Source organism: Salmonella sp. SAL-020, from assembly GCF_017372215.1.
Lineage (GTDB): Bacteria > Pseudomonadota > Gammaproteobacteria > Enterobacterales > Enterobacteriaceae > Salmonella > Salmonella enterica.
Map to the genome: position 1 here is coordinate 3,941,803 of NZ_CP071690.1, position 24,148 is coordinate 3,965,950.

Genomic DNA, 24,148 nt, shown 5'->3' on the forward strand with positions numbered 1-24,148 from the left:
GGCAAATTATACAACATCACTACATACAGAGAATTATAAGTCGTCAAACACGCTTAACGCATCTGCGAGCTTTTTAACACCGAACACCTGCATTCCTTCCGGCGGCTTTTTCGGTACGTTGGCGGCAGGCACAATCGCCCGACGAAAACCGTGTTTCGCCGCCTCGGAAATACGCTCCTGCCCGCTCGGCACCGGACGAATCTCGCCTGCCAGCCCCACTTCGCCAAACACCACCAGATCCTGCGGCAACGGCCTGTCACGCAGGCTGGAGACCATCGCCAGCAGTAAAGCCAGATCCGCGCTGGTTTCGGTGACTTTCACGCCGCCGACCACGTTGACGAAGACGTCCTGATCCGACATTTGTAGACCGCCGTGTCGGTGCAGCACCGCCAGCAGGATAGCCAGACGGTTTTGTTCCAGACCGACCGCCACGCGTCTGGGGTTCGCCATCATCGAGTGATCGACCAGCGCCTGAATCTCCACCAGCAACGGTCGCGTGCCTTCCCAGACGACCATCACTGAACTGCCGGAAGTGACCTCATCGCCGCGGCTTAAAAAGATGGCGGACGGATTGCTCACTTCGCGCAACCCCTGTTCGGTCATGGCGAAGACGCCCAGCTCATTGACTGCGCCAAAGCGGTTTTTGTGGCTGCGCAGCGTGCGAAAACGAGAATCGGCGTCGCCGTCGAGCAATACTGAGCAATCGATACAGTGTTCCAGCACTTTCGGCCCGGCCAGCGACCCGTCTTTGGTGACGTGGCCGACCATCACGATCGCCACGCCGCGCGTTTTGGCGAAGCGCGTCAGGTAGGCTGCCGTTTCGCGGACCTGGGCGACGCTGCCTGGCGACGACTGGATGTCCGCCATATGCATCACCTGTATGGAGTCGATCACCATCAGTTTCGGCTGTTCTTCTTCCGCTATCAGGCAGATCTGCTCGATGCTGGTTTCGGAGAGCATATTCAGATTAGCGGTCGGCAGGCCGAGACGGTGCGCGCGCATCGCCACCTGCTGTAGCGACTCTTCGCCGGTGACGTACAGTGCTTTCATCTGCTCGGCGAGCTTGCACAGCGTTTGCAGCAGCAACGTTGATTTGCCCGCGCCGGGGTTACCGCCAATCAAAATGGCGCTGCCGGGTACCACCCCGCCGCCCAGCACGCGGTCAAACTCTTTAAAACCGGTAGAAAAGCGCGGCAGTTCCTCAAGACTGATGTCAGACAGTTTCTGCACTTTTGATACGCCCGCACTGCCGGCGTATCCGCTCAGACGTTCGTTACGCGCCACCGTCGGCGACGCGGCAAGGCGCACCTCGGTAATGGTGTTCCAGGCATGGCAGGCGCTGCATTGCCCCTGCCAGCGCGGGTAATCGGCCCCGCATTCATTACAAACAAAGGCGCGTTTGGGAGCTTTTGCCACGTTTTACCTCTTTCGTTAACGCTGTTGCCGGATGGCGCTGACGCTTATCCGGCCTACGGTCGCCTTGCCATTGGGCAGGTTAATCATTTCTGGTTCATGCTGCCGGAGAGAATGCAAAACACGCCCATCAGGTCAGCGTGGCGGATCGTAATCTCCGTCTTTTCGTTTACTTTTGGCTTGGCATGGAAGGCAATACCTAACCCTGCCGCTTTGATCATTGGCAGATCGTTAGCGCCGTCGCCAATCGCCACCGTCTGCGCCAGCGGGATGTCATGCTCTTGCGCCAGACGAAGCAAGGTATTGGCTTTATACTCAGCATCCACAATATCGCCGATAACGTGACCGGTAAATTTACCGTCCATGATCTCCAGCTCATTGGCGACCGCCGCCGTCAGGCGTAGCTGGTCACGCAGATAGTCGGCGAAGAAAGTGAAGCCGCCGGAGGCGATAGCGATTTTCCAGCCGAGCGCTTCCAGTTTTAGCACCAACTGCGTTAATCCTGGCATTAGCGGCAGATTCCCGCGCACCTGGCGCAAAATATCGGCATCCGCGCCTTTCAGCGTCGCCACGCGGCTGCGCAGGCTGGCGGTAAAATCAAGCTCGCCGCGCATCGCGCGCTCCGTCACTTCAGCCACCTTCTCACCGGTACCGGCCAGCTTCGCGATTTCATCGATACACTCAATCTGGATCGCCGTGGAATCCATATCCATGACCAGCAGCCCCGGCGTGCGCAGATGCGGAATTTTACCCAGCGGCGCAACATCCAGCTGCGCCTCATGCGCCAGCCGCGTCGCACGCGGCGTCAGCGACCCCGCCAGACGAATGACCTGATAATCCTCCACGCACCAGGCGGCGACAATCACCATTGCGGCGCCCAGTTTGGTCTGATATTGAGTTAAACGCTGCTTATCCAGCCCGCGCCCATACAGCAGCCAACCGCTGCGGCCTGCATGGTAATCCAGAGGCATCACCTCGTCGCCGCTTAAAGAAAGAGGCAAACCAGGCCATAAAGAGACATCTTCAGGCAGATCGCACCAGGTAATGTTAGGCATTAAAGCTCCTGTAAATCGTTCAGGCCGGTAACCGCCCCGCGGAAAATAACGCATGAGGCTACCTTGTAACCATCGCTTCTGGCAACATTAAGCCTCAAATTTTCAGCAGGTGGAATATGGCTCGCGCAAAACTGAAATTTCGGCTGCATCGTGCAGTCATTGTATTGTTCTGTCTCACACTGCTCGTCGCGCTCATGCAGGGCGCTTCATGGTTTAGTCAAAACCACCAGCGACAGCGCAATCCGCAGTTGGAAGAGCTGGCCCGCACGCTAGCGCGCCAGGTGACGCTCAACATCGCCCCGCTGATGCGCAGCGAAACACCGGATGAAAATCGCATCAACGCCGTGCTGCGTCAGCTCACGCAAGAGAGCCGTATTCTGGATGCCGGCGTCTATGATGAACAGGGCGATCTTATTACTCGCGCTGGCGAAAGCGTCAACGTGCGCGACAGGCTGGCGCTGGATGGCAAAAAAGCGGGCAGCTATTTTAACCAACAAATTGTCGAGCCTATCCAGGGGAAAAACGGCCCATTGGGCTACCTGCGTCTGACGCTGGATACCCACACGCTGGCCACCGAAGCAAAGCAGGTCGATAACACCACCAACATTCTACGCCTGATGCTGCTACTCTCGCTGGCGATAGGCGTGGTGCTGACGCGCACCTTGCTACAAGGTAAACGCACCCGCTGGCAGCAGTCGCCCTTCCTGCTAACGGCCAGCAAGCCTGTTCCGGAAGAGGAAGAGCGTGAGGAAAAAGAGTAAAATGACGGCTTAATAAAGGTAAGGAAAACCACTATGACAACATTACGCCTGCTTATTTCTGACTCTTACGATCCCTGGTTTAACCTGGCGGTCGAGGAGTGCATTTTCCGCCAGATGCCCGCCACCCAGCGCGTGCTGTTCCTGTGGCGCAACGCGGATACGGTGGTCATTGGACGCGCGCAAAACCCGTGGAAAGAGTGTAATACGCGGCGTATGGAAGAAGATAATGTCCGTCTGGCCCGCCGTAGCAGCGGCGGCGGCGCGGTATTCCATGACCTCGGTAATACCTGTTTTACCTTTATGGCCGGTAAACCGGAATACGATAAAACCATCTCCACCCATATTGTGCTCGCGGCGCTGAATTCGCTGGGGGTCATGGCCGATGCTTCGGGACGCAACGATCTGGTCGTAAAAACGCCGGACGGCGATCGCAAAGTCTCCGGTTCAGCCTATCGCGAAACCAAAGATCGCGGCTTCCATCACGGTACGCTGCTGCTGAATGCAGACCTCAGCCGTCTGGCAAACTATCTGAATCCCGATAAAAAGAAGCTTGCGGCGAAAGGAATCACCTCCGTTCGCTCCCGCGTGGCCAATCTTACCGAGCTATTACCGGGTATCACCCATGAACAGGTCTGCCAGGCGGTGACGGAAGCCTTTTTCGCCCATTACGGCGAACGCGTCGACGCGGAAGTGATTTCACCGGATAAAACGCCGGATCTGCCGAATTTTGCCGAAACCTTTGCGCGCCAGAGCAGTTGGGAGTGGAATTTCGGCCAGGCACCGGCGTTCAGCCATCTACTGGACGAACGTTTCACCTGGGGCGGCGTCGAGCTGCATTTTGACGTCGAGAAAGGTGTGATTACCCGTGCGCAGGTGTTTACCGATAGCCTGAACCCGGCACCGCTGGAAGCCTTAGGCGAGCGTTTACAAGGCTGCCAGTATCGAGTGGATGTGTTGGAGCAGGCCTGCGAATCTTTAATTGCTGAATTCCCGGCTCAGAAAGGTGAGCTGCGGGAACTGGCTGCGTGGATGGCTCAAGCTGTACGCTAAGCGTCTACGCCAGCCGCCCGATGGTCTGCGCGGCTAACTTCAATTTTCCCACCATCGCGCGGGCAATCTCCTGAAAGCCCGCGCTGATGCGTTTATCATCAGCGACCAGCACCCAAAAGCGCTCGGCCAACGGCAAGGCAAATTCCCACGCTTTCTTATCGATTGTGGCCTCCACACGAATGTCGACAGGCGCGTAGCGCAACATGCCCGATGCCGCCGGAGCGTAAGCCATCGGCAACATATCATAGACAGGCGCGAGCGCCATCGGGGCATCGGAGTAATAAAACGAGAGGTTACCCGCATGCATATCGCTGTTGGCGATAAGCCGACCAAACGCCCAAATTTTCTCAATTTGCTGATGGGCAACAGCATCTATAATGCCCTGCCCGGCAAGCCGATGCGTGACCACCGGCCAGATGCCTGGCGAAGATGCATACTCGCCTTGCAACGCCTCCAGGGAAACAATTTGCCGACGACCACGTATCCCGGTGCAGTCGAAGCGAATGCTTTCCAGAAAGACCTGTCCTCCCTCGCTGCAAATAGCCGTGGCTAAGCTGGCGTTGATGCTGGCGGCAGAAAGCACGGCTAATGCGATGGACTCGGCAATCAAGAGGTCGCTCCAGCGTTCAGAAACGGTGTTCCTTGCACGCGCGCTGAATTTCACCAGTACGTTCTGATTGCCCCATCTTGTTTCTGCAAAACAGGCAAATTTAGGCTGCTCACCACCAGCTGAAGAGCCGATGACCTCACCTGCGAGCGCGTCTTCCGCCAATTGCTGATAGCGATTGAGTTTTTCGGACTGCGTAATCGCCGTCGCATCCGGCGCGGTCACCCAACGCTGGTAATTCTCCTCACCCACGATCCAGCCGCCCGCATTTTCACCCTGATACGCCCGCAGCGCATACAGGACTTCATCCTCTTGCCACAACCGGATGTCATCAGGCAGATGCGCATACCCAGCCACGGTCCTTCCCCAGGCTCGCCCAAGGAATCCTTGTGGCCTAAGATCGGTCAGATACCATGGCAGGCTGTCAAACCATTGCCATTCACCTGTATCAAGCGCAACCAGGCAACTCCCCTGAGGCCAACACGGATAAAGAACGCCAAACTTAGCGGCCTGTCCTTGTGCATTGACCTGCCAGAGGGGAAAGGCCGCGACGCCGCGAACAGGCCGAACAAGCGCGTAGCGCGTAGCACGAGCTTTACCAAACTGGATGACGTCCTGATGCGCGGAAACCAGACGAGAGAACGTCGCCTGACTAACGGCCAGCGATGATCTTAATTCAGCGGCGGAACTCGGCCCCTGTAAGAGCAAATCGGTTAATGCGCTCATAGATGAATAGATTAATGAATAGATACTTGAATGGATTTAAGGACACAGCCCTTTGATTGTCAATACAAACAAAGAGAGAGCGAGAGGAAAGATGAATAGATTATCAGAAGAGAGTGGATATAACGCTGGCATTACCCGGACCAGGCCTTGACGCACCTCGTCCGGGTCGATTTGCTGCTTACTCCTGGTCGCCCAGCAGCACAGATTCCAGCGCGATTTTGATCATGTCGTTGAAGGTCGTCTGTCGCTCAGCGGCAGTGGTCTGCTCGTGGGTACGGATATGGTCGGACACGGTGCAGATAGTCAGCGCTTTCGCGCCAAATTCAGCCGCAACGCCGTAGATACCCGCCGCTTCCATCTCTACGCCCAGTACGCCGTATTTTTCCATCACGTCGAACATTTCGCCGTCCGGAGAGTAGAACAGGTCAGCGGAGAACAGGTTGCCTACGCGCGCGTCAACGCCCAGCGCTTTTGCCGCATCAACTGCGTTACGTACCATGTCGAAGTCAGCGATAGCCGCAAAGTCATGATCTTTAAAGCGGATACGGTTCACTTTGGAGTCGGTGCAGGCACCCATACCGATCACCACGTCGCGCAGTTTGACGTCCATGCGCACAGCGCCGCAGGAGCCGACGCGAATGATTTTCTTCACGCCGAAATCGGTGATCAGCTCTTTGGTGTAGATGGAGCAGGACGGGATACCCATACCGTGGCCCATCACGGAGATCTTACGTCCTTTGTAAGTCCCGGTGAAACCTAACATGCCGCGAACGTTGTTCACTTCGCGAACATCTTCGAGGAAAGTCTCAGCAATGTGCTTCGCACGCAGCGGGTCGCCCGGCATCAATACGACGTCAGCGAAATCACCCATTTCTGCATTAATATGTGGAGTTGCCATCTTCAGTTCCCTTTAAATTTGTTGTTATTGCCTGATGGCGGCTACGCCTTATCAGGCCTACAAAACGTGTGTCAAAACAGTGAAATACCCTAAGGATTTCGCGTTGCAGGAAGGCGACGAATTCGTGAATCCCCGGGAGCATAGATTAACTATGTGACCGGGGTGAGCGAATGAAGTCAACGCATCTACAGCGCGAAAGACAACAGGTATCACAGCATGTTTTTACCGTAGTCCATCGGCGATGTGCCAAAGTAGGTCGCCAGCGTCTGGCCGATATCCGCGAAGGTTTCACGGTGACCTAAAGAGCCCGGTTTGACTTTCGGACCGTAGATCAGCACCGGAATGTGCTCACGGGTATGGTCAGTACCGGTCCAGCTCGGGTCACAGCCGTGGTCAGCGGTCAGGATCAGAATGTCATCTTCACCCACCAGCTCCATCAGCTCCGGCAGACGGCGGTCAAACAGCTCCAGACCTGCGGCGTAGCCCGCGATGTCGCGACGGTGGCCCCAGGAAGAGTCGAAGTCAACGAAGTTAGTGAAAACGATGGTTTTATCGCCCGCTTCTTTCATCTCTTTGAGGGTCGCGTCGAACAGCGCGTCCAGACCGGTCGCTTTCACTTTCTTAGTGATGCCGCAGTTGGCGTAGATGTCGGCAATCTTACCGACGGACACCACGTGGCCCTGTTTTTCATCGACCAGTTTCTGCAGCACGGTCGGCGCTGGCGGTTCAACGGCCAGGTCGTGACGGTTACCGGTACGCTGGAAGTTACCGGCCTTGTCGCCGATAAACGGACGCGCGATCACGCGGCCAATGTTATAGCCGCCTTCGGTCAGCTCTTCACGGGCGATTTCGCACAGCTCGTAGAGTTTATCCAGGCCAAAGGTCTCTTCGTGGCAGGCAATCTGGAACACGGAGTCAGCGGAGGTGTAGAAAATCGGCTTGCCGGTTTTCATGTGCTCTTCGCCGAGCTGGTCCAGAATAACGGTGCCGGAAGAGTGGCAGTTACCGAGATAGCCCGGCAGGTTGGCGCGTTTCACCAGCTTATCCAGCAGTTCCTGCGGGAAGCTGTTTTCGTGGTCGCTGAAATAGCCCCAGTCGAACAGTACCGGCACACCGGCGATTTCCCAGTGGCCTGACGGCGTATCTTTGCCGGAGGACAGTTCGTGCGCCCATGCGTATGCGCCAATAACGTCCGCGTTGCCGTCCATGCCGGCGGCAATTTTACCGGTAGAGCCTTCATGCGCTTTCACCAGCCCCAGACGAGTCAGGTTAGGCAGATTCAACGGGCCTTTACGGCCATTGTCAGCTTCGCCTTTGGCGCAAGCTTCTGCGATGTGGCCCAGAGTGTCGGAACCTACGTCGCCAAAACGATCCGCGTCTTCAGTAGCGCCGATGCCGAATGAGTCCAGCACCATAATAAATGCACGTTTCATATCTTCTCCGTACTTAGTGCTTCAAAAATAATTGATCAGATCAGTATACAACTATTCAGTAATTCGACGATAGACCGAAGGTGTGCTTGCTGGCGCTTTATCGTCAAGGATAATTGCCGCTTTGACGGCCTTCGCCGCTTCCTGCCAACTGGCTTCGTCTTTGGCATGAATCACCGCCAGCGGGCGCTGCCCGTCGATGCTGTCGCCCAGACGGGCCATGTCGGTAAAGCCAACGCTGTAATCAATGGTATCTGACGCCTGACGACGGCCGCCGCCCATCGAGACGACCGCCATCCCCAGCGCACGCGTATCCATTGCGCTGATAAACCCTTCGGTATCAGCATATACCGCTTTGCTCAACATGGCGGTCGGCAAGTATTTATCGTAGTTCTCAACGAAATCGCTTGGCCCTTTCTGCGCGGCCACCATACGACCAAAGACTTCTGCCGCTTTACCGTTATCCAGCACCGCCTGTAATTTCGCACGCGCTTCGGCGTCGTCTTTCGCCAGCTGGCCGGAGATCAGCATCTCCACGCATAGCGCCATGGTAACGTCAAACAAGCGCGGATTGCGGTATTCTCCGGTCAGGAACTGCACGGCTTCACGCACTTCCACCGCGTTACCGGCGCTCGAAGCCAGCACCTGGTTCATATCGGTTAACAAAGCCGTAGTGCGAACTCCCGCGCCGTTTGCCACGCCAACAATCGCTTCAGCAAGGGCTTCAGAAAGTTCATAGGTTGGCATAAACGCGCCACTGCCGACTTTGACGTCCATTACCAGCGCATCCAGCCCTTCGGCCAGTTTCTTGGCGAGGATGGAACCAGTGATCAGCGGAATAGAGTCCACCGTCGCGGTAATATCGCGGGTGGCGTAAAAACGTTTGTCCGCCGGTGCAAGCGAGCTGGTTTGCCCAATAATCGCCACACCCACGTCTTGAATAATTTCGCGGAAACGGTTGTCGTCCGGGAAGATGTCGAAGCCCGGGATCGCTTCCAGTTTGTCGAGCGTACCGCCGGTATGTCCGAGACCGCGACCGGAGATCATCGGCACATAACCGCCGCAGGCCGCTACCATTGGCCCCAACATCAGAGACGTCACGTCCCCTACGCCGCCGGTCGAATGCTTATCGACAATCGGGCCATTGAGATTCAGGCTTTTCCAGTCAAGGACAGTACCGGAATCCCGCATCGCCATGGTCAGCGAAACACGCTCCGGCATGGTCATATCGTGGAAGAAGATGGTCATCGCCAGGGCGGCAATCTGCCCTTCAGAGATAGTATTGTCACGAATACCATTAATAAAGAAACGAATTTCTTCGTCACTCAACGCATGACCATCACGCTTTTTACGAATAATTTCTTGTGCGAGAAACACGGTACCCTCCTGAGGGAAAAGAGTAGAAGGCTTACATCGCCGGATGGCGGCTAACGCCTTATCCGGCCTACAGGCCTGGATTTGTAGGCCGGATAAGCGCAGCGCCATCCGGCAAATCAGAGCTTAGTAGCTGCTGGCGCTCTTACCGTCGCCGTGACCCAGCGCTTTCAGCAGGCTTGCCAGCAGGCTGGATGCGCCAAAGCGGTAGTGACGAGAATCTGCCCAGTCAGCGCCAAACAGTTCGTCTGCAATCGCGAGGAATTTCTGCGCGTCTTCCGCCGTACGTACGCCGCCCGCCGGTTTGAAGCCAACGGTTTTGGAAACGCCCATGTCGCGGATCACTTCCATCATGATGCGCGCGCTTTCCGGCGTAGCGTTTACCGGCACTTTACCGGTAGAGGTTTTGATGAAATCCGCACCGGCTTTAATGGAGATTTCAGAGGCTTTACGAATCAGCGCCTCTTCTTTCAGCTCGCCAGTTTCGATGATCACTTTCAGCAATACGTTCGCTGCGGCACAAGCGTCTTTACAGGCTTTTACCAGGTCAAAACCCACCTGCTCGTTACCGGCGATCAACGCGCGGTACGGGAATACCACGTCCACTTCGTCAGCGCCGTAGGCGATCGCCGCACGGGTTTCCGCCAGCGCAATATCGATGTCATCATTGCCATGCGGGAAGTTAGTCACCGTTGCAATGCGGATGTCCGGCGTACCTTGTTCTTTCAGAGTTTTACGCGCAATCGGGATAAAACGCGGGTAAATACAAATCGCCGCCGTATTCCCGACCGGAGTTTTTGCCTGATGACACAACGCGATCACTTTTTCATTGGTGTCGTCATCGTTCAGAGTGGTCAGATCCATCAGTTTGAGCGCACGCAGGCTGCTTGCTTTTAAATCAGTCATGACATTCTCCAACGGCATTGCCGTATAAAATTTCACCTTGCGAGTCTGTTAATATTCTAACATTCACTCGCGTTTACACTTCGATATACATCACAGTTAATGAAAACTACGTACAAATTTGCATTACTGTAATGAGATCTGAATCAAATTATCCCGCCGTCACCGTCTGTTCTTCGAGCGATAAGCGCATCAGGATCAAAGTCGGTTTGCCGCCATTTTCTACAATAGCGCATCGTCCCGGCATAAAGAGGAAACGAAGATGCCTGCCTCATGCGAAACTGCGCTCCAGCAGCGTTGCCAGCAAATTGTGACCAGCCCGGTGCTCACGCCTGAACAAAAACGCCATTTTCTGGCGCTGGAAGCTGAAAACGCCCTGCCTTATCCCCCCCTGCCGGAAGATGCCCGCCAGGCGCTGGATGAAGGTGTCATTTGCGATATGTTTGAGGGGCACGCCCCCTTCAAACCGCGCTACGTGTTGCCCGATTACGCCCGATTTCTGGCTAACGGTTCACAGTGGCTGGAACTGGAAGGCGCGAAAGATCTGGATGATGCGTTATCCCTACTCACCATTCTGTATCATCACGTTCCTTCCGTGACGTCCATGCCGGTTTATCTCGGCCAGCTTGATGCGTTGCTGCAACCATATGTTAGAATTCTAACACAAGATGCGATCGATATTCGAATAAAACGTTTCTGGCGTTATCTCGACAGAACGCTGCCAGACGCCTTTATGCATGCCAATATTGGCCCTGCCGATACGCCTGTCACACGAGCGATTTTGCGCGCTGATGCCGAGCTAAAGCAGGTGACGCCTAACCTGACGTTTATCTACGATGCGGAAATTACGCCGGACGATCTGCTGCTGGAGGTCGCCAAAAACATTTGCGAATGCAGTAAGCCACACATTTCCAACGGCCCTGTAAATGATAAAATTTTCACAAAAGGGCATTATGGCATCGTCAGTTGTTATAACTCGCTACCGCTTGGCGGCGGCGGCAGTACGCTGGTACGTCTCAACCTGAAAGCCGTGGCAGAACGCAGTACGTCTGTCGATGACTTCTTTTCACGCACGCTACCGCACTACTGCCGACAGCAGATCGCCATCATTAATTCACGATGTGAATTCCTCTATGAAAAGTCACATTTCTTTGAGAATAGCTTTCTTGTACAGGAAGGTTTGATCGATCCCGAACGTTTTGCGCCGATGTTCGGTATGTACGGGCTGGCGGAAGCCGTGAATCTGCTGTGCGAAAACGCGGGCCTGAACGCCCGTTACGGCAAGAATGAAACGGCGAACGAGCTGGGCTACCGTATCAGCGCCCAACTGGCGGATTTCGTCGAAAATACGCCAGTGAAGTATGGCTGGAAGCAACGGGCGCTGCTCCATGCCCAGTCTGGCATCAGTTCCGATATCGGCACTACGCCGGGCGCGCGTCTGCCGTATGGCGATGAACCGGACCCTATCACCCATTTGCAAACCGTCGCGCCGCACCATGCCTTTTACCATGCCGGGATCAGCGACATTCTGACGCTGGACGAAACCATCAAGCGTAATCCGCAGGCGCTGGTTCAGCTTTGTCTTGGCGCGTTCAAAGCCGGGATGCGGGAATTTACTGCCAATGTCAGCGGCAACGATCTGGTGCGCGTCACCGGTTATATGGTGCGCCTGTCGGATCTGGCGAAATTTCGCGCCGAAGGCTCGCGCACGAATACCACCTGGCTGGGAGAAGAAGCCGCACGTAATACCCGCATCCTGGAACGACAGCCACGCGTAGTCAGCCATGAACAACAGATGCGCTTTAGTCAGTAAGATCATTGCGTTTTCCTGCGTCGATGGGCCAGGCAGCCGCCTGGCATTATTCTTACAGGGCTGCAATTTGCGCTGCAAGAATTGCCATAACCCGTGGACGATGGGACGCTGTAACGACTGCGGGGAATGCGTATCGCAGTGTCCGCATCACGCCCTCAGCGTTGATGGCGGGAAAGTGGTATGGCGGTCGGACGTCTGCGAGCAGTGCGATACCTGCCTGAAAATGTGCCCACAGCAGGCAACGCCAATGGCGCAGACCATGAGCGTTGACGATGTGCTGCGTCATATTCGTAAAGCATCGCTGTTTATTGAAGGTATTACCGTCAGCGGCGGAGAGGCGACCACGCAATTACCGTTTATTGTGGCGCTATTTACGGCGATCAAAGCCGATCCGCAGTTACAACGGCTGACCTGTCTGGTGGACAGTAATGGTCAGTTAAGCGAGACCGGCTGGCAAAAACTACTGCCGGTTTGCGACGGCGTAATGCTCGATCTGAAAGCCTGGAAGAGCGAGTGTCATCACCGTCTGACCGGACGTGATAACACGCATATTAAGCACAGTATCCGCTTTCTTGCTGCGCGGGGAAAACTGGCGGAGCTGCGGTTGCTGGTTATCCCGAATCAGGTGGACTATGCGGCGCATATTGATTCACTGGCGGCGTTTATTACTTCGCTGGGCGAGGTTCCGGTGCGTTTGAATGCCTTTCATGCGCATGGCGTCTATGGCGAAGCGAAGGCCTGGCCAGGCGCGACGCCGCAAGAGGTGGAACGGCTGGCTGACGGATTGCGCGCGCGTGGGGTGGCGAAGCTGATTTTGCCGGCGCTATATTTGTAAGCGTCGCCTGCCGGACGGCGGCTGCGATGCCATCAGAGCCGAAACAAGGTAATGGTATTGCGATACAGCGTATCGGCTATCACCTCTGCGGGCTCCGGACGTAATTCGCAGAGCGCATCAAATACGCGCGCCGCCTGCTCCGGGCGGTTCGGCTGCCCCTGAAACCCCTTTAGCGGCATATCCGGCGCATCGGTCTCCAGCAACAGCGCGTCCAGCGGCAACCGCGCCATAACATCACGGGTTTTACTGGCGCGCGGGTAGGTGATGGTGCCGCCGACGCCGATTTTATAGCCCAGTCGCACAAAGCGTTCGGCCTGCTGCAGACTGCCGGCAAAACCATGCACCACACCGGTTCGCGGCAGATCCTGGCGCTTTAAGTGCATCGCCAGTTTGTCATGCGTGCGCCGCGAGTGCAGGATCACCGGCAGATCGTAGCGTTTTGCCAGTTGCAGTTGCACGTCTAAAAATCGCTCTTGCCTGGCAAACTGCGGATCGTCGCGATAAAGATCGAGCCCGATCTCGCCTACCGCCACGACGTTCTGTTGTTGCGCCAGCGCTTGTTGCAGCTTATCAGGATCGTCATCGGCATGACGCTCAATCACAATGGGGTATAATCCCAGCGCAGCATAAAGCGACGGGAAACGCGCCGCCAGCGCCAGCACGCGGGGAAAGTGAGCCGCCTCGGTCGCCGGCACGATGATTTTTTCAACGCCCGCCTCACAGGCACGCTGAATACTGGCGCGCTCATCGCCCGTAAAGGGCGGGAAATCAAAATGGCAATGCGTATCGATAAAGCGCCAGCTCACGCCAGATCCTCGTCGGTAAATGTGGTGTCGTTTGCCTGCGGCGCGCTAATGACCTCCGCCACATGCGTATCATTGGCCACCGGCGCCGGAGGCACGACCACCGTTTCCGGCACGGCAATCCGCGACGAATGGCGCAAGAGAGGCGGCGTTGCGGCGAGCAATTTACCAACGGTGGCAAGGAAATAACGCCCGCATAATTGCCCGGTTTTGTAATCCTCACGCAGCGCCGGGATACGGCTGCCCAGCGCCATGCTGTGCAGCGGTTTCGGCGGATAAATTTCAATGATCCGCAGCTTACCCGGCGGCTTTTCAATAAATTGTTGGATCGCGCTGTAGGACGTTTCATGATGCTGCACCAGGTTGACCAACGGCTGTAGACTGCTCTCTCCCAGCCAGCGCTCCATACGCTTAAACCACTGCGGCGTGTAATACATTTGCGAGGGTACGGTGCGGATCACCACAATGGTTTTCGCCCCCCGCTTTGCCGCCTCCTGAACCGGAATGGCGTCGCTAATGCCACCGTCCAGATAGTTGATGCCCTCTAACGTAACGCCGGTACGGTAGAAACCCGGTATGGCGCTGGAGGCGCGAATGATATCAAGCCAGTTTTGTTTTGTCGGCGAGAAATAGCCCGGCGTGTAATCATCCCCCCGGCAGGCGCACATATAAAAGGATTTTCCGCTGTCAAACAGGCGCGCTGCGGTATCCATTTGCAGCGGCATCCGGGCGGCGGTGGATTCCACCAGCCAGTCGAGGTCGATAAGGTTTCCTCCGCGTACAAATCGCAGCGGATCAAAAAATTCGCGCCTGGTGGTATAGCGCATAATGACTTTACGCCCGTAGCCGGGCTGGTTGCAGAGATACGCCGAGAGATTTTGCGCACCGGCTGATGTGCCGAAGTAGAGATGGAAAGGATTAAACTGCGCACGCATAAACTCATCCAGCACGCCTGCGGTAAAGATACCCCGCTGCCCCCCGCCCTCACAGACCAGCGCCATACGGCCTGGCCGGAACGGTGTTAATGATAACGGCGCAATATTGCCGAGCGTAACCGGTATTCGCTGGCCCACCTCTGCCTTCCTATTTTTCATTTTTTTCCAGGCTGACAAGGTAACGCAAAACGTTAACGGCTAAAACCGTAAAAGCCAGTCCGCTGGACTGGCTTGATAGCAATATATCTTTACAGATGCCTGCTAGGGTCGTTTACGGCCCATGAACAGGCTGACCAGGAAGAGCACGATCCCGACGACGAAGACGATTTTCGCCGCGCCGGCAGCCGTACCAGCCAGTCCACCAAAACCCAATGCGGCGGCAATTAACGCGATAACCAGAAATATAATGCCCCAACGAAACATAAGCCTCTCCTTTACCATAGTTAATGTCGACCGCTAAATATGAGCGCTCAGGCTACTCATTCGCGATATTTTTAGTGTGGTGCACATTACGCCTCCCGACAAACGTCGGGAGGACGAATTACGACGAATTACTGAACTTTCAGATCGTTTTTAACACTTTTTACGCCATCAACGGCTTTCGCGATGCTTTCAGCGCGGTCGCTTTGTTCCTGAGTTTCAACGGTACCGGAGAGCTGTACGACGCCATCGGTCGTTTCTACTTTCACTTTACGGGAAGGGACAAGATCGTCCGCCAGCAACTTGGCTTTGACTTCACTGGTCGTGGCCGTATCGCCGGCATAGCCTTTCACGGAACCTTCTTTATTGTCGCGAACGTGAAGTTTGTCGCTAACGGAGGTCACGCCTTCTACGCCTTTCGCCACTTTCACGGCGGCTTCAGCCTGCGCCTGGCTTTCTACAAAGCCGCTCAGGGTGACGACTTTCTGATTGGTTTCGACAGAAATATCGGTGCTTTTAATATTGTCATGGTCTACCAGCGCAGCTTTTACTTTCGCAGTGATGGCGCTGTCATCCATGAAGTTACCGACTTTATTCATAGAGCTATCGACTTTTTGCCCTGCGGTTTCGGTTCCGCTTTGCGCCTTGTCCGTTGTTGCGTTTTCTGCAAAGGCAGAACCTGTCGCAACAGCAGAGGTCAACATTACGGCCAGCAGAGTTTTAGAAATCTTCAGTCTTGTCATAGTCATCGATTTTGTCCTGTATAGTTTGCTCGTAATTTGAGCTCAGGCAACACGAGGTTGCATTGCTGAATGCGGTGAAACTCACCGGTTTCTGAAGTCAATGACTGGCATCACATTCGTGAATTTGTAACGACGCGTCGCCTGCCACCCTTCCGTTTCAGTTATTAATATCGTGACTGAAACAAATCTCAGCTTTAAGCTCTCATATTCACGCATTGAACAGGCATTAAAGCCGACATTTATGTCATCACTTTGTTAAATATAGATCACAATTTTAAAATCGCTTGTCGGTGCGTATAAAAAACAGGCAGATCGGAGAAAAAACGCGGGATTTAAGAACATTCCGTAAGCGGTTAAAAAGGCAGGGAAAGTACGAAGGCGCGGCGGATGCCGCGCCCGGAAAGGGATCAGTGTTCGCGCGTTTTACGGAACTGAACGTCAGGGTAACGTTCCTGGGTCAGGTTCAGGTTAACCATCGTGGGGGCGATATAGGTGAGGTTGTCGCCGCCATCCAGCGCCAGCTGCGTTTCATTCTTACGCTTAAACTCTTCGAATTTCTTCGCATCGGCGCTTTCCACCCAGCGCGCCGTCGCCACGTTGACGGATTCATAAATCGCCTCAACGTTGTATTCGCTTTTCAGGCGCGCGACAACAACGTCAAACTGCAAAACGCCCACGGCGCCGACAATCAGATCGTTGTTGGAGATGGGACGGAATACCTGAACCGCCCCCTCTTCAGAAAGCTGCACCAGCCCTTTCAGTAGCTGCTTCTGCTTGAGCGGATCTTTCAGGCGAATACGACGGAACAGTTCCGGCGCAAAGTTCGGGATACCGGTAAACTTCATCATCTCGCCCTGGGTGAAGGTATCGCCGATCTGAATGGTGCCGTGGTTATGCAGACCCAAAATATCGCCCGGGTACGCTTCTTCAACGTGCGAACGATCGCCCGCCATAAATGTTAACGCGTCGGAAATCACCACATCTTTGCCGGTACGGACCTGGCGTAACTTCATGCCCTTCTCATACTTACCGGAAACCACGCGCATAAACGCCACGCGGTCGCGGTGTTTCGGGTCCATATTGGCCTGAATTTTAAAGACAAAACCGGTGAATTTCTCTTCCGAGGCTTCCACTGTGCGGGTATCGGTTTGACGCGGCATCGGCGCGGGCGCCCACGCCACTAAACCATCCAGCATATGGTCAACGCCAAAGTTACCCAGCGCGGTACCGAAAAATACCGGGGTAATTTCCCCTGCCAGGAACAGCTCTTCATCAAACTCGTTAGACGCGCCCTGCACCAGTTCCAGCTCGTCGCGCAGCTGTTGCGCCAGGTCTTCACCGACGGCGGCGTCCAGATCCGGGTTATTCAGCCCTTTAACGATGCGCACTTCCTGAATGGTGTGGCCCTTACCGGTCTGATACAGATAAGTTTCATCTTTATAAAGGTGATAAACGCCCTTAAACAGCTTGCCGCAGCCAATCGGCCAGGTGATCGGCGCGCAGCCGATTTTCAGCTCATTTTCCACTTCATCCAGCAGCTCCATCGGGTCGCGGATGTCACGGTCGAGTTTGTTCATAAAGGTCAGGATCGGCGTATCGCGCAGACGGGTAACTTCCATCAGCTTACGAGTCCTGTCTTCAACGCCTTTTGCGGCGTCGATCACCATCAGACAGCAGTCCACCGCCGTCAGGGTACGGTAGGTATCTTCGGAGAAGTCTTCGTGCCCCGGGGTGTCCAGCAGGTTCACCAGACAGTCGTGATATGGGAACTGCATCACCGAGGTGGTGATGGAGATACCACGCTGTTTTTCCATCTCCATCCAGTCAGATTTTGCATGTTGGCTGGAGCCACGGCCTTTTACCGTACCGGCGGTCTGAATCGCCTGTCCGAACAGCAACACTTTTTCGGTAATGGTGGTTTTACCGGCGTCCGGGTGAGAAATAATGGCAAAAGTGCGGCGTTTGGCCACCTCTTGCAAATAAGGAGACAACGTCATAGTCAAATCTTCTTGAGTAAGCGCGGCGTTTGACCACGCATGTTGAATACGAAAAATGCGGCTATTTTACCCATCAACCTGGGGGAGGCAATCAGTGTTTACACAGGAGCTGCTCCAGTTCGCTTAATGACGCCACAGTCCAGGTTGGATGAATACCCGCGGGCTGCTCGCGATGATGCGCGTTAAGCCAGCAGGTCGACAGCCCGGCGTTAATGCCGCCAAGAATATCGGATTCCGCGGTATCGCCAACCATTAATACGCGCGAGCGGTCAGGATTCCCCGCCTGCTCCAGGGCGTAGTTAAAGATTTTCGGATCGGGCTTCGCGACGCCAACCTGCTCGGAAATCACCAGCAGATCGAAATACTCGCGCAGCCCGGTGCGCTCCAGACGAGTTTGTTGTAGCGCGGTAAAACCGTTAGTAATAATACCGATTTTAGCCTGCCCGCGAATCGCATTAAGTAGCGAAACGGCGCCCGGCAAAGGAGAACAGATCTCCGCCATCGCACTAATAAAAGCGTCATTCAGCAGCCCCGGCGCAACGTTTAGCCGTTCAGCCCAACTTTGAAAACGCGCGTGCTGCAATTGTAATGAGGTAATCGCGCCGTTCTGATAATCTACCCATAGCGGCTTATTCACGGCCTGGTAATCCTGGAAATCCTCAGCGGTAAAGGTGACGCTATAGTCAAGGAACATCCGCTGTAAGCCGGTGAAAGAATCAAACGTAAACAGCGTTTCATCGGCATCAAAGAAAATCCAGTCCCACTTCATCATTACACCTTGCCTCTTTTATTACATGCTTATCGGTAACGCCATGATGATGGCGTCCTCATGCCCTTGTGCCGTGGGATAGTAATTGCGGCGAATCGTCGCCTCGTTAAACCCCAGACTTTCATACAGCGCGATGGCGGCAGCGTTAGAGGCGCGTACCTCCAGCCATAGCGTTACAACCCCACGTTTTTCCAGTTCATCAATCAGATGCTCAAGCAGCATACGCCCCAGCCCCCGACGCTGAAAATCCGGATCGACGGCAATATTGAACAGCGTCGCTTCGTCCAGCACCACCTGTGTAATGGCAAACGCGGCCATTCTGTCATCAGCGGTCAGCTTAAGGTTGAGATACCGTTCACCCAGGTTGCCGAAAAACGTTTTTTCGCTCCACGGAAACGCATGAGCGCGTTGCTCAATCTGCCAGGCTGCGGGGAGATCGGTCGTGCTGAGGATAGAAATCGTGTTCATGTTCGCAGATTTGTTGCCATAGTGCGGCGCGTGCCGCCGGGTTTGCCCGGAGTTCATTAAACGCCGGCGTCGTGACCTGAGCGCCTTCGAGTTGGAGCGGCGCGTCAGTTCCTAACCGCCAGCTATTACAACGGCTGCCCTGCGGCAGCATGGCGACGCGCTCAGGCGCCAGGGGTAAAACCTGATCGGGACTCACGGTCAACGCGCGTAAAATATCGCGCATTAGCGGCTCGTTCAGCGCGGGTAATTCCTCTGCAACCACGATCAGACGAACGTGCGCGGGAAGGGAAATCGCAATCTCGCCCTGTAGCGCGCCAGGACGTCGCAGCGCCCACTGCGTAATACCCAGTTGCTGTAACTGCCAGTCTCGTCGGGATGTCATAGCGAAACGCTCCTGTAATCAGGGGCGCAAATATAGCAAATCTGTCGAATCTCCGCCATCAAACTACTATAATCGCCGCCAGTCTGAATTAAGGAGCATTCCATGTCTGCTTTTACCCCGGCAAGTGAAGTCTTGCTGCGCCACAGTGATGATTTCGAACAAAGCCGTATTCTTTTTGCCGGAGATTTGCAGGATGACCTGCCCGCGCGCTTTGAATGCGCCGCCAGCCGCGCGCATACGCAACAGTTTCACCACTGGCAGGTATTAAGCCGCCAGATGGGCGATAACGTCCGTTTTAGCCTGGTCGCGCAAGCCAGCGATGTCGCCGACTGCGATACGCTGATCTACTACTGGCCGAAAAATAAACCCGAAGCGCAGTTCCAGTTGATGAATATTTTGTCGCTGATGCCGTCGGGCGTCGATGTTTTCGTCGTGGGAGAAAACCGCAGCGGCGTGCGTAGCGCCGAACCGATGCTGGCGGACTATGCGCCGCTGAACAAAGTAGATAGCGCGCGACGTTGCGGCCTTTACCATGGCCGTCTGGAAAAGCAGCCGCAGTTTAGTCTTGAATCCTGGTGGGCCGAGTACAACATCGACGGGCTGACCATCAAAACGTTGCCGGGCGTATTCAGCCGCGACGGACTGGATGTTGGTAGCCAACTGCTGCTGTCTACGCTGACGCCGCACACCAAAGGTAAAGTGCTGGATGTCGGCTGCGGCGCTGGCGTGCTTTCCGCCGCGCTGGCCAGCCATTCGCCGAAAGTGCGCCTGACGCTGTGTGACGTCAGCGCTCCGGCGGTGGAAGCCAGCCGCGCCACGCTTGCCGCTAATGGTCTTGAAGGCGAGGTATTCGCCAGCAACGTCTTTTCGGAAGTCAAAGGACGTTTTGACATGATCATCTCCAACCCGCCGTTCCACGACGGAATGCAAACCAGCCTCGATGCGGCGCAAACGCTCATTCGCGGCGCAGTGCGCCATCTGAACAGCGGCGGGGAGTTACGCATCGTGGCGAACGCCTTTCTGCCCTATCCTAAGATTCTGGATGAGACTTTTGGCTTCCATGAAGTCATCGCGCAAACCGGGCGCTTTAAGGTTTATCGTACCGTGATGACCCGTCAGGCGAAGAAATAGTTGGCCTGATAAGCGCAGCGCCATCTGGTTGCATGTGCCGGATGGCGACGCAAAGCGTCTTATCCAACCTACGTCTCGCGCCCATTTTTGCAGCAATCAATCTATCCCATGCAATTAACTATTGACGAATAGCTGAAAACCACTAGAATGCGCCTCCGTGGTAGTGATTCTTTTCAAGAATCGATGGTATGCGAAGGTGGCGGAATTGGTAGACGCGCTAGCTTCAGGTGTTAGTGTCCTTACGGACGTGGGGGTTCAAGTCCCCCCCCTCGCACCAAAACCACGTTGATATTGCTCGCACTGGGCGAAGGTGGCGGAATTGGTAGACGCGCTAGCTTCAGGTGTTAGTGTTCTTACGGACGTGGGGGTTCAAGTCCCCCCCCTCGCACCAACGAGGCGATATCAAAAAGTAAGATAACTGTGCGAAGGTGGCGGAATTGGTAGACGCGCTAGCTTCAGGTGTTAGTGTCCTTACGGACGTGGGGGTTCAAGTCCCCCCCCTCGCACCAATTATCTTATCCTTCCTTTGTCTCTTCATTTTCATCCCTGATTCCAGTTCGTCATTGCCAACATCATGCCGCCAATAAGCGCTATACACGATGGCAGCAGTACAAAATGCCGTAATTGTTTGTGATACAACATCAGCGCAGACAGTAGCAATCCTGATACAATCAACAGCTTCAGCGCATCAGCTGACAGGCCGATAAACGCCAGTCCAACGATAATCACTCCAGGCAATAATACGCCCCATCCGCTGCCTAACGTCCGCTGCAACATGGTTTCACCTCTGGAATTGATAATGATAACCAATATCATATGATATATTTTCTCATTTGTCAGCCAGAGTGAAAGCTAAAGAGATGAGTTTTACTTAACGGTTGATGACACGTATTCAGTAAGGTGATAAATTGTCCGACTGTTAACGTAAAAACAACAACACCTCGCTTTAGGCGACCTTTTCTCATACGTTATTTTCATGTTGGCGCCCGATTCCGTGTATATCACCGATAAATAACGACAATTACCCATGACAACACCATCCTGGCGGTCGCTTCGTATTAAGAAGTATCAGTTTTCTTTACGTCTTTTCTTGTTTCTCAACGCCGTGTCGGCGCTATTTACTCTCGTTTTCCCCCTTTATCAGATCAATGTATTTTGCACGCCAATGATCGGGATAGTGGTCCTGAGCGTATTACTGTTGATATGGCATGGGAAATATGGACAAAAAAGAATTAATCTCCCCTTTATCTCCCTACTCTTTGGGGGAATATGGGCGGCGCATATTGCGCTAAAGTATCCGGCGTTAGGCCATTATGATTTCTCTTTTTTACTGATTTCCCTGCTTAGCGTTCTGTTTATCGGCTCGATAGCCTTTGCCGCGAATATCGTCGCGTTTACGCTCTATTCGCTACCGCCAGTCGCGGTCTGCCTGTGGCTGAACGATAATGAACAAGGTTTGCGAATTCTCTATTTGCTGGCCCTGCCAATGGTGGGAATCGCTATTCAACATGTTATCCAGAAACGCTACGATAACTTTGCCCAACAGCTCATGTTTAAGCTGCTGGCCGAGCGGGAAACCCTCAATGGCCTGAGCATGCTTGATCCATTAACCGGCTTATATAACCGCCGTGGCCTGCAAAATCGGCTGGATACGTTACAGGCGCCGGGCAGCCATGAACACTACGTCCTGCTATTGGATATCGATCATTTCAAAGCGTATAACGATCACTACGGTCATATGATGGGCGATCAGGCGTTAATCCGCGTCTCAGCGGCAATTCGGGACGCCGTGCGATCGCGCGATGTCGTCTGCCGTTTTGGCGGGGAAGAATTTCTGGTGTTGCTGACCACCGCCGAACCACAGCAAGCCCGCGCTACCGCAGAACGTATCCGACAGGAAGTATACGATCTTAAAATCCCGCATATGTTTAACGAAAGCGTCGCCACCAATGTCACTGTCAGTATCGGCATTGCGCCCCTGACGGATCGCAATATCGGAGACGCTATCGAAAAAGCGGATAAAGCGCTCTACGAAGCCAAGCATCTTGGACGTAACCACATTCTGGTCAGCGACGACATGCGCGCCCTATGAATCCTGCTGACGTAATCGTGCTACGCCAACAGCGTTAACCATAAACCGCTTGCCATCGTTTATCGCTATCGATAGGATTAGCAATCATTATCATTTAGATTAACATCATTAAACTGCGCTATGGCCTACCGTTCCGCACCGATTGCTGACGATATTATCTGGCGAGCTGCTCCCCAGCCGGAAGACGCCTCGCTGGCGGACGCAGTACGCGAGACGATCGCCTCTACCCGTAAGCACCTGTTGGACTTCATCCGGCTGGATGAAACGCCGCCGCCAACGGCGATGACTCTTGCCCAGTGGACGCGCCCCGCGACGTTTCGTTCATTGCTGGCCGCCTATTCCGATCACATCTATCGACACACGCCAGGCCTGCCACGTGAAAATAAGCCGTTACTCTCCCTGTGGGCGCAATGGTATATCGGGCTGATGGCGCCGCCGCTGATGCTGGCATTACTGACGCAAGCGCGCGCTATCAATGTCTCGGCAGAACATATTCACGTTGAATTTCATGAAACCGGGCGCGCCGCGTGTTTCTGGCTTGATGTGCATCAGGATAACCTGGCAACGGAGCGTTCCCCGGAAGAACGAATGGAAACGCTAATAGTCTCCGCACTACAGCCGGTCATTCAGGCGCTGGAGGCGACTGGCTACATCAACGCGAAACTTATCTGGAGCAATACCGGTTATTTAATCAACTGGTATCTGACTGAGATGAAACCGCTGCTTGGCGAAGCCCTGCTGGCAACGCTACGCCAGCGCTGTTTTTTTGAAAAGCAGCTATCCGACGGTCAGGATAACCCGCTGTGGCGGACCGTCGTAATGCGCGACGGTCTTCTGGTACGCAGAACCTGCTGCCAACGTTACCGCTTACCTGACGTACAACAGTGCGGCGACTGCACGCTAAAGTAAACCGCGTTACGTTGCCTTCAGTTATCGTCACGGCTTACTGCTGCTGGCCTGTCACATTATTATATTTACAGCGGCGCTCTCCGTATGCCAAATTACGTTTTGCCATTTTTGGGTCTACCGTGGCTATTAGTAAGGTAGTAAGGTCTCAGGAGAGAAGAATGAGTCTGCAATCTGTACGGCAATTTCTGGCCGATCATGCTCCCGATATTGAAATTATCGAATTAAATCAAAGTACAGCGACTGTCGAGCTGGCAGCCAAAGCGCACAACGTAGAGCCAGGGCAGATAGCTAAAACGCTCTCGCTTAAAGTAAAAGACACCATTATCCTGGTGGTCGCGAAAGGCGATGCCCGCCTGGATAATAAGAAGCTTAAAACCACTTTCGGCGCAAAAGCCCGTATGTTGAGCAGCGATGAAGTGGTCAATGCAACCGGACATCCTGTCGGCGGCGTATGTCCTTTCGGGCTGGAGCACCCGCTGCCCGTTTATTGCGACATCTCTCTGAAGGGGTATAACGAAGTATTGCCTGCCGCAGGCGCCACGCACAGCGCGGTACGCATCACGCCGGAAAGAATGGCTGAACTGACATCGGCGACCTGGGTAGACGTGTGCCAATAACGTGCCTGGCCCCCGGA

Annotated in this window: 24 protein-coding genes and 3 tRNA genes; 11 read left to right on the forward strand and 16 right to left on the reverse strand. The window is 54.6% G+C overall.

The annotated features are described in order from the left end of the window. Positions 1-33: 33 nt before the first annotated feature. Together radA and serB are read right to left on the reverse strand one after the other, a co-directional pair. Positions 34-1,416, reverse strand: coding sequence for a DNA repair protein RadA (gene radA / locus J1G48_RS19135; protein WP_001029705.1), 1,383 nt, complete (start codon positions 1,414-1,416; stop codon positions 34-36). Between the two features lie 83 nt (positions 1,417-1,499). Further along, positions 1,500-2,468 (reverse strand): phosphoserine phosphatase, encoded by a 969-nt coding sequence (gene serB / locus J1G48_RS19140; RefSeq protein WP_001132983.1) that lies wholly within the window; start codon positions 2,466-2,468, stop codon positions 1,500-1,502. A gap of 116 nt (positions 2,469-2,584) precedes the next feature. Between serB and J1G48_RS19145 the strand changes: the two genes are divergently transcribed. Then, a complete protein-coding gene (locus J1G48_RS19145) occupies positions 2,585-3,229 on the forward strand; it encodes a YtjB family periplasmic protein (RefSeq protein ID WP_000090067.1) in 645 nt (214 codons plus the stop codon). A 33-nt stretch (positions 3,230-3,262) separates the two neighbouring features. Next, positions 3,263-4,279 carry a lipoate--protein ligase LplA gene (lplA, locus tag J1G48_RS19150; protein WP_000209763.1) on the forward strand — a complete coding sequence of 339 codons (1,017 nt, stop codon included), beginning with the start codon at positions 3,263-3,265 and terminating at the stop codon, positions 4,277-4,279. A gap of 4 nt (positions 4,280-4,283) precedes the next feature. On the opposite strand, the gene yjjJ is transcribed toward lplA, so the two are convergent. The 5 genes from yjjJ to deoC all read right to left on the reverse strand — a co-directional run bounded on the left by yjjJ (position 4,284) and on the right by deoC (position 10,220). Next, positions 4,284-5,612 (reverse strand): type II toxin-antitoxin system HipA family toxin YjjJ, encoded by a 1,329-nt coding sequence (yjjJ, locus tag J1G48_RS19155; RefSeq protein ID WP_001275365.1) that lies wholly within the window; start codon positions 5,610-5,612, stop codon positions 4,284-4,286. A gap of 178 nt (positions 5,613-5,790) precedes the next feature. After that, entirely contained in the window at positions 5,791-6,510 is a 720-nt protein-coding gene (gene deoD / locus J1G48_RS19160; protein ID WP_000224865.1) for a purine-nucleoside phosphorylase, read from the reverse strand. A 209-nt stretch (positions 6,511-6,719) separates the two neighbouring features. After that, positions 6,720-7,943 (reverse strand): phosphopentomutase, encoded by a 1,224-nt coding sequence (gene deoB, locus J1G48_RS19165; RefSeq protein ID WP_000816454.1) that lies wholly within the window; start codon positions 7,941-7,943, stop codon positions 6,720-6,722. A 51-nt stretch (positions 7,944-7,994) separates the two neighbouring features. Continuing rightward, positions 7,995-9,317: a thymidine phosphorylase gene (gene deoA, locus J1G48_RS19170; RefSeq protein WP_000477838.1), complete on the reverse strand. Its 1,323-nt coding sequence runs from the start codon at positions 9,315-9,317 to the stop codon at positions 7,995-7,997. 123 nt (positions 9,318-9,440) lie between these two features. Next, the gene (deoC, locus tag J1G48_RS19175; protein ID WP_001519713.1) at positions 9,441-10,220 is read right to left on the reverse strand and encodes a deoxyribose-phosphate aldolase; all 780 of its coding nucleotides are present in this window, start codon (positions 10,218-10,220) and stop codon (positions 9,441-9,443) included. A gap of 259 nt (positions 10,221-10,479) precedes the next feature. Here deoC and J1G48_RS19180 point away from each other — a divergent pair, with 259 nt between their 5' ends. Together J1G48_RS19180 and J1G48_RS19185 are read left to right on the forward strand one after the other, a co-directional pair. Beyond that, positions 10,480-12,030, forward strand: a complete 1,551-nt coding sequence (locus J1G48_RS19180) for a YjjI family glycine radical enzyme (protein ID WP_001111676.1) — start codon at positions 10,480-10,482, stop codon at positions 12,028-12,030. Next, positions 12,002-12,865: a YjjW family glycine radical enzyme activase gene (locus J1G48_RS19185; protein WP_001064947.1), complete on the forward strand. Its 864-nt coding sequence runs from the start codon at positions 12,002-12,004 to the stop codon at positions 12,863-12,865. The genes J1G48_RS19180 and J1G48_RS19185 overlap by 29 nt, the downstream gene beginning before the upstream one ends. Before the next feature lie 32 nt (positions 12,866-12,897). Here the strand turns inward: J1G48_RS19185 and J1G48_RS19190 are convergent, their stop codons facing one another. The 8 genes from J1G48_RS19190 to J1G48_RS19225 form a co-directional block, all read right to left on the reverse strand. Continuing rightward, positions 12,898-13,671, reverse strand: a complete 774-nt coding sequence (locus J1G48_RS19190) for a metal-dependent hydrolase (RefSeq protein ID WP_000119020.1) — start codon at positions 13,669-13,671, stop codon at positions 12,898-12,900. Then, positions 13,668-14,741: a patatin family protein gene (locus J1G48_RS19195; RefSeq protein ID WP_000531538.1), complete on the reverse strand. Its 1,074-nt coding sequence runs from the start codon at positions 14,739-14,741 to the stop codon at positions 13,668-13,670. Before J1G48_RS19195 ends, J1G48_RS19190 begins: the two co-directional genes overlap by 4 nt. Positions 14,742-14,864: 123 nt before the next feature. After that, a complete protein-coding gene (locus tag J1G48_RS19200; protein WP_000490276.1) occupies positions 14,865-15,026 on the reverse strand; it encodes a DUF1328 family protein in 162 nt (53 codons plus the stop codon). Between the two features lie 128 nt (positions 15,027-15,154). Continuing rightward, positions 15,155-15,772, reverse strand: coding sequence for a molecular chaperone OsmY (gene osmY, locus J1G48_RS19205; RefSeq protein WP_000178963.1), 618 nt, complete (start codon positions 15,770-15,772; stop codon positions 15,155-15,157). A 401-nt stretch (positions 15,773-16,173) separates the two neighbouring features. Next, positions 16,174-17,763 carry a peptide chain release factor 3 gene (prfC, locus tag J1G48_RS19210; RefSeq protein ID WP_000175965.1) on the reverse strand — a complete coding sequence of 530 codons (1,590 nt, stop codon included), beginning with the start codon at positions 17,761-17,763 and terminating at the stop codon, positions 16,174-16,176. Positions 17,764-17,854: 91 nt separating this feature from the next. Then, positions 17,855-18,532 (reverse strand): pyrimidine 5'-nucleotidase, encoded by a 678-nt coding sequence (gene yjjG, locus J1G48_RS19215; RefSeq protein WP_000870686.1) that lies wholly within the window; start codon positions 18,530-18,532, stop codon positions 17,855-17,857. Between the two features lie 21 nt (positions 18,533-18,553). Next, on the reverse strand, positions 18,554-19,000 hold the full coding sequence (gene rimI, locus J1G48_RS19220) for a ribosomal protein S18-alanine N-acetyltransferase (protein ID WP_001092431.1): 447 nt from the start codon (positions 18,998-19,000) through the stop codon (positions 18,554-18,556). Next, positions 18,945-19,382 carry a DNA polymerase III subunit psi gene (locus J1G48_RS19225; RefSeq protein WP_000203996.1) on the reverse strand — a complete coding sequence of 146 codons (438 nt, stop codon included), beginning with the start codon at positions 19,380-19,382 and terminating at the stop codon, positions 18,945-18,947. Before J1G48_RS19225 ends, rimI begins: the two co-directional genes overlap by 56 nt. 102 nt (positions 19,383-19,484) lie before the next feature. Here J1G48_RS19225 and rsmC point away from each other — a divergent pair, with 102 nt between their 5' ends. The 4 genes from rsmC (at position 19,485) to J1G48_RS19245 (ending at position 21,022) form a co-directional block, all read left to right on the forward strand. Beyond that, positions 19,485-20,513: a 16S rRNA (guanine(1207)-N(2))-methyltransferase RsmC gene (rsmC, locus tag J1G48_RS19230; protein ID WP_001272276.1), complete on the forward strand. Its 1,029-nt coding sequence runs from the start codon at positions 19,485-19,487 to the stop codon at positions 20,511-20,513. Between the two features lie 190 nt (positions 20,514-20,703). Further along, positions 20,704-20,790 (forward strand) — tRNA-Leu (locus tag J1G48_RS19235). A 27-nt stretch (positions 20,791-20,817) separates the two neighbouring features. Next, positions 20,818-20,904, forward strand: a tRNA-Leu gene (locus J1G48_RS19240). A gap of 31 nt (positions 20,905-20,935) precedes the next feature. Further along, positions 20,936-21,022 (forward strand) — tRNA-Leu (locus J1G48_RS19245). A 31-nt stretch (positions 21,023-21,053) separates the two neighbouring features. Here J1G48_RS19245 and J1G48_RS19250 read toward each other — a convergent pair. Continuing rightward, positions 21,054-21,290 (reverse strand): DUF1435 domain-containing protein, encoded by a 237-nt coding sequence (locus tag J1G48_RS19250; RefSeq protein WP_001679893.1) that lies wholly within the window; start codon positions 21,288-21,290, stop codon positions 21,054-21,056. A 250-nt stretch (positions 21,291-21,540) separates the two neighbouring features. Between J1G48_RS19250 and J1G48_RS19255 the strand changes: the two genes are divergently transcribed. The 3 genes from J1G48_RS19255 (at position 21,541) to J1G48_RS19265 (ending at position 24,131) form a co-directional block, all read left to right on the forward strand. Continuing rightward, positions 21,541-22,605, forward strand: a complete 1,065-nt coding sequence (locus J1G48_RS19255; protein WP_000211206.1) for a GGDEF domain-containing protein — start codon at positions 21,541-21,543, stop codon at positions 22,603-22,605. Between the two features lie 120 nt (positions 22,606-22,725). Beyond that, a complete protein-coding gene (gene fhuF, locus J1G48_RS19260; protein WP_000331543.1) occupies positions 22,726-23,514 on the forward strand; it encodes a siderophore-iron reductase FhuF in 789 nt (262 codons plus the stop codon). A 158-nt stretch (positions 23,515-23,672) separates the two neighbouring features. Beyond that, on the forward strand, positions 23,673-24,131 hold the full coding sequence (locus J1G48_RS19265) for a YbaK/EbsC family protein (protein WP_000058276.1): 459 nt from the start codon (positions 23,673-23,675) through the stop codon (positions 24,129-24,131). Positions 24,132-24,148: the final 17 nt, after the last annotated feature.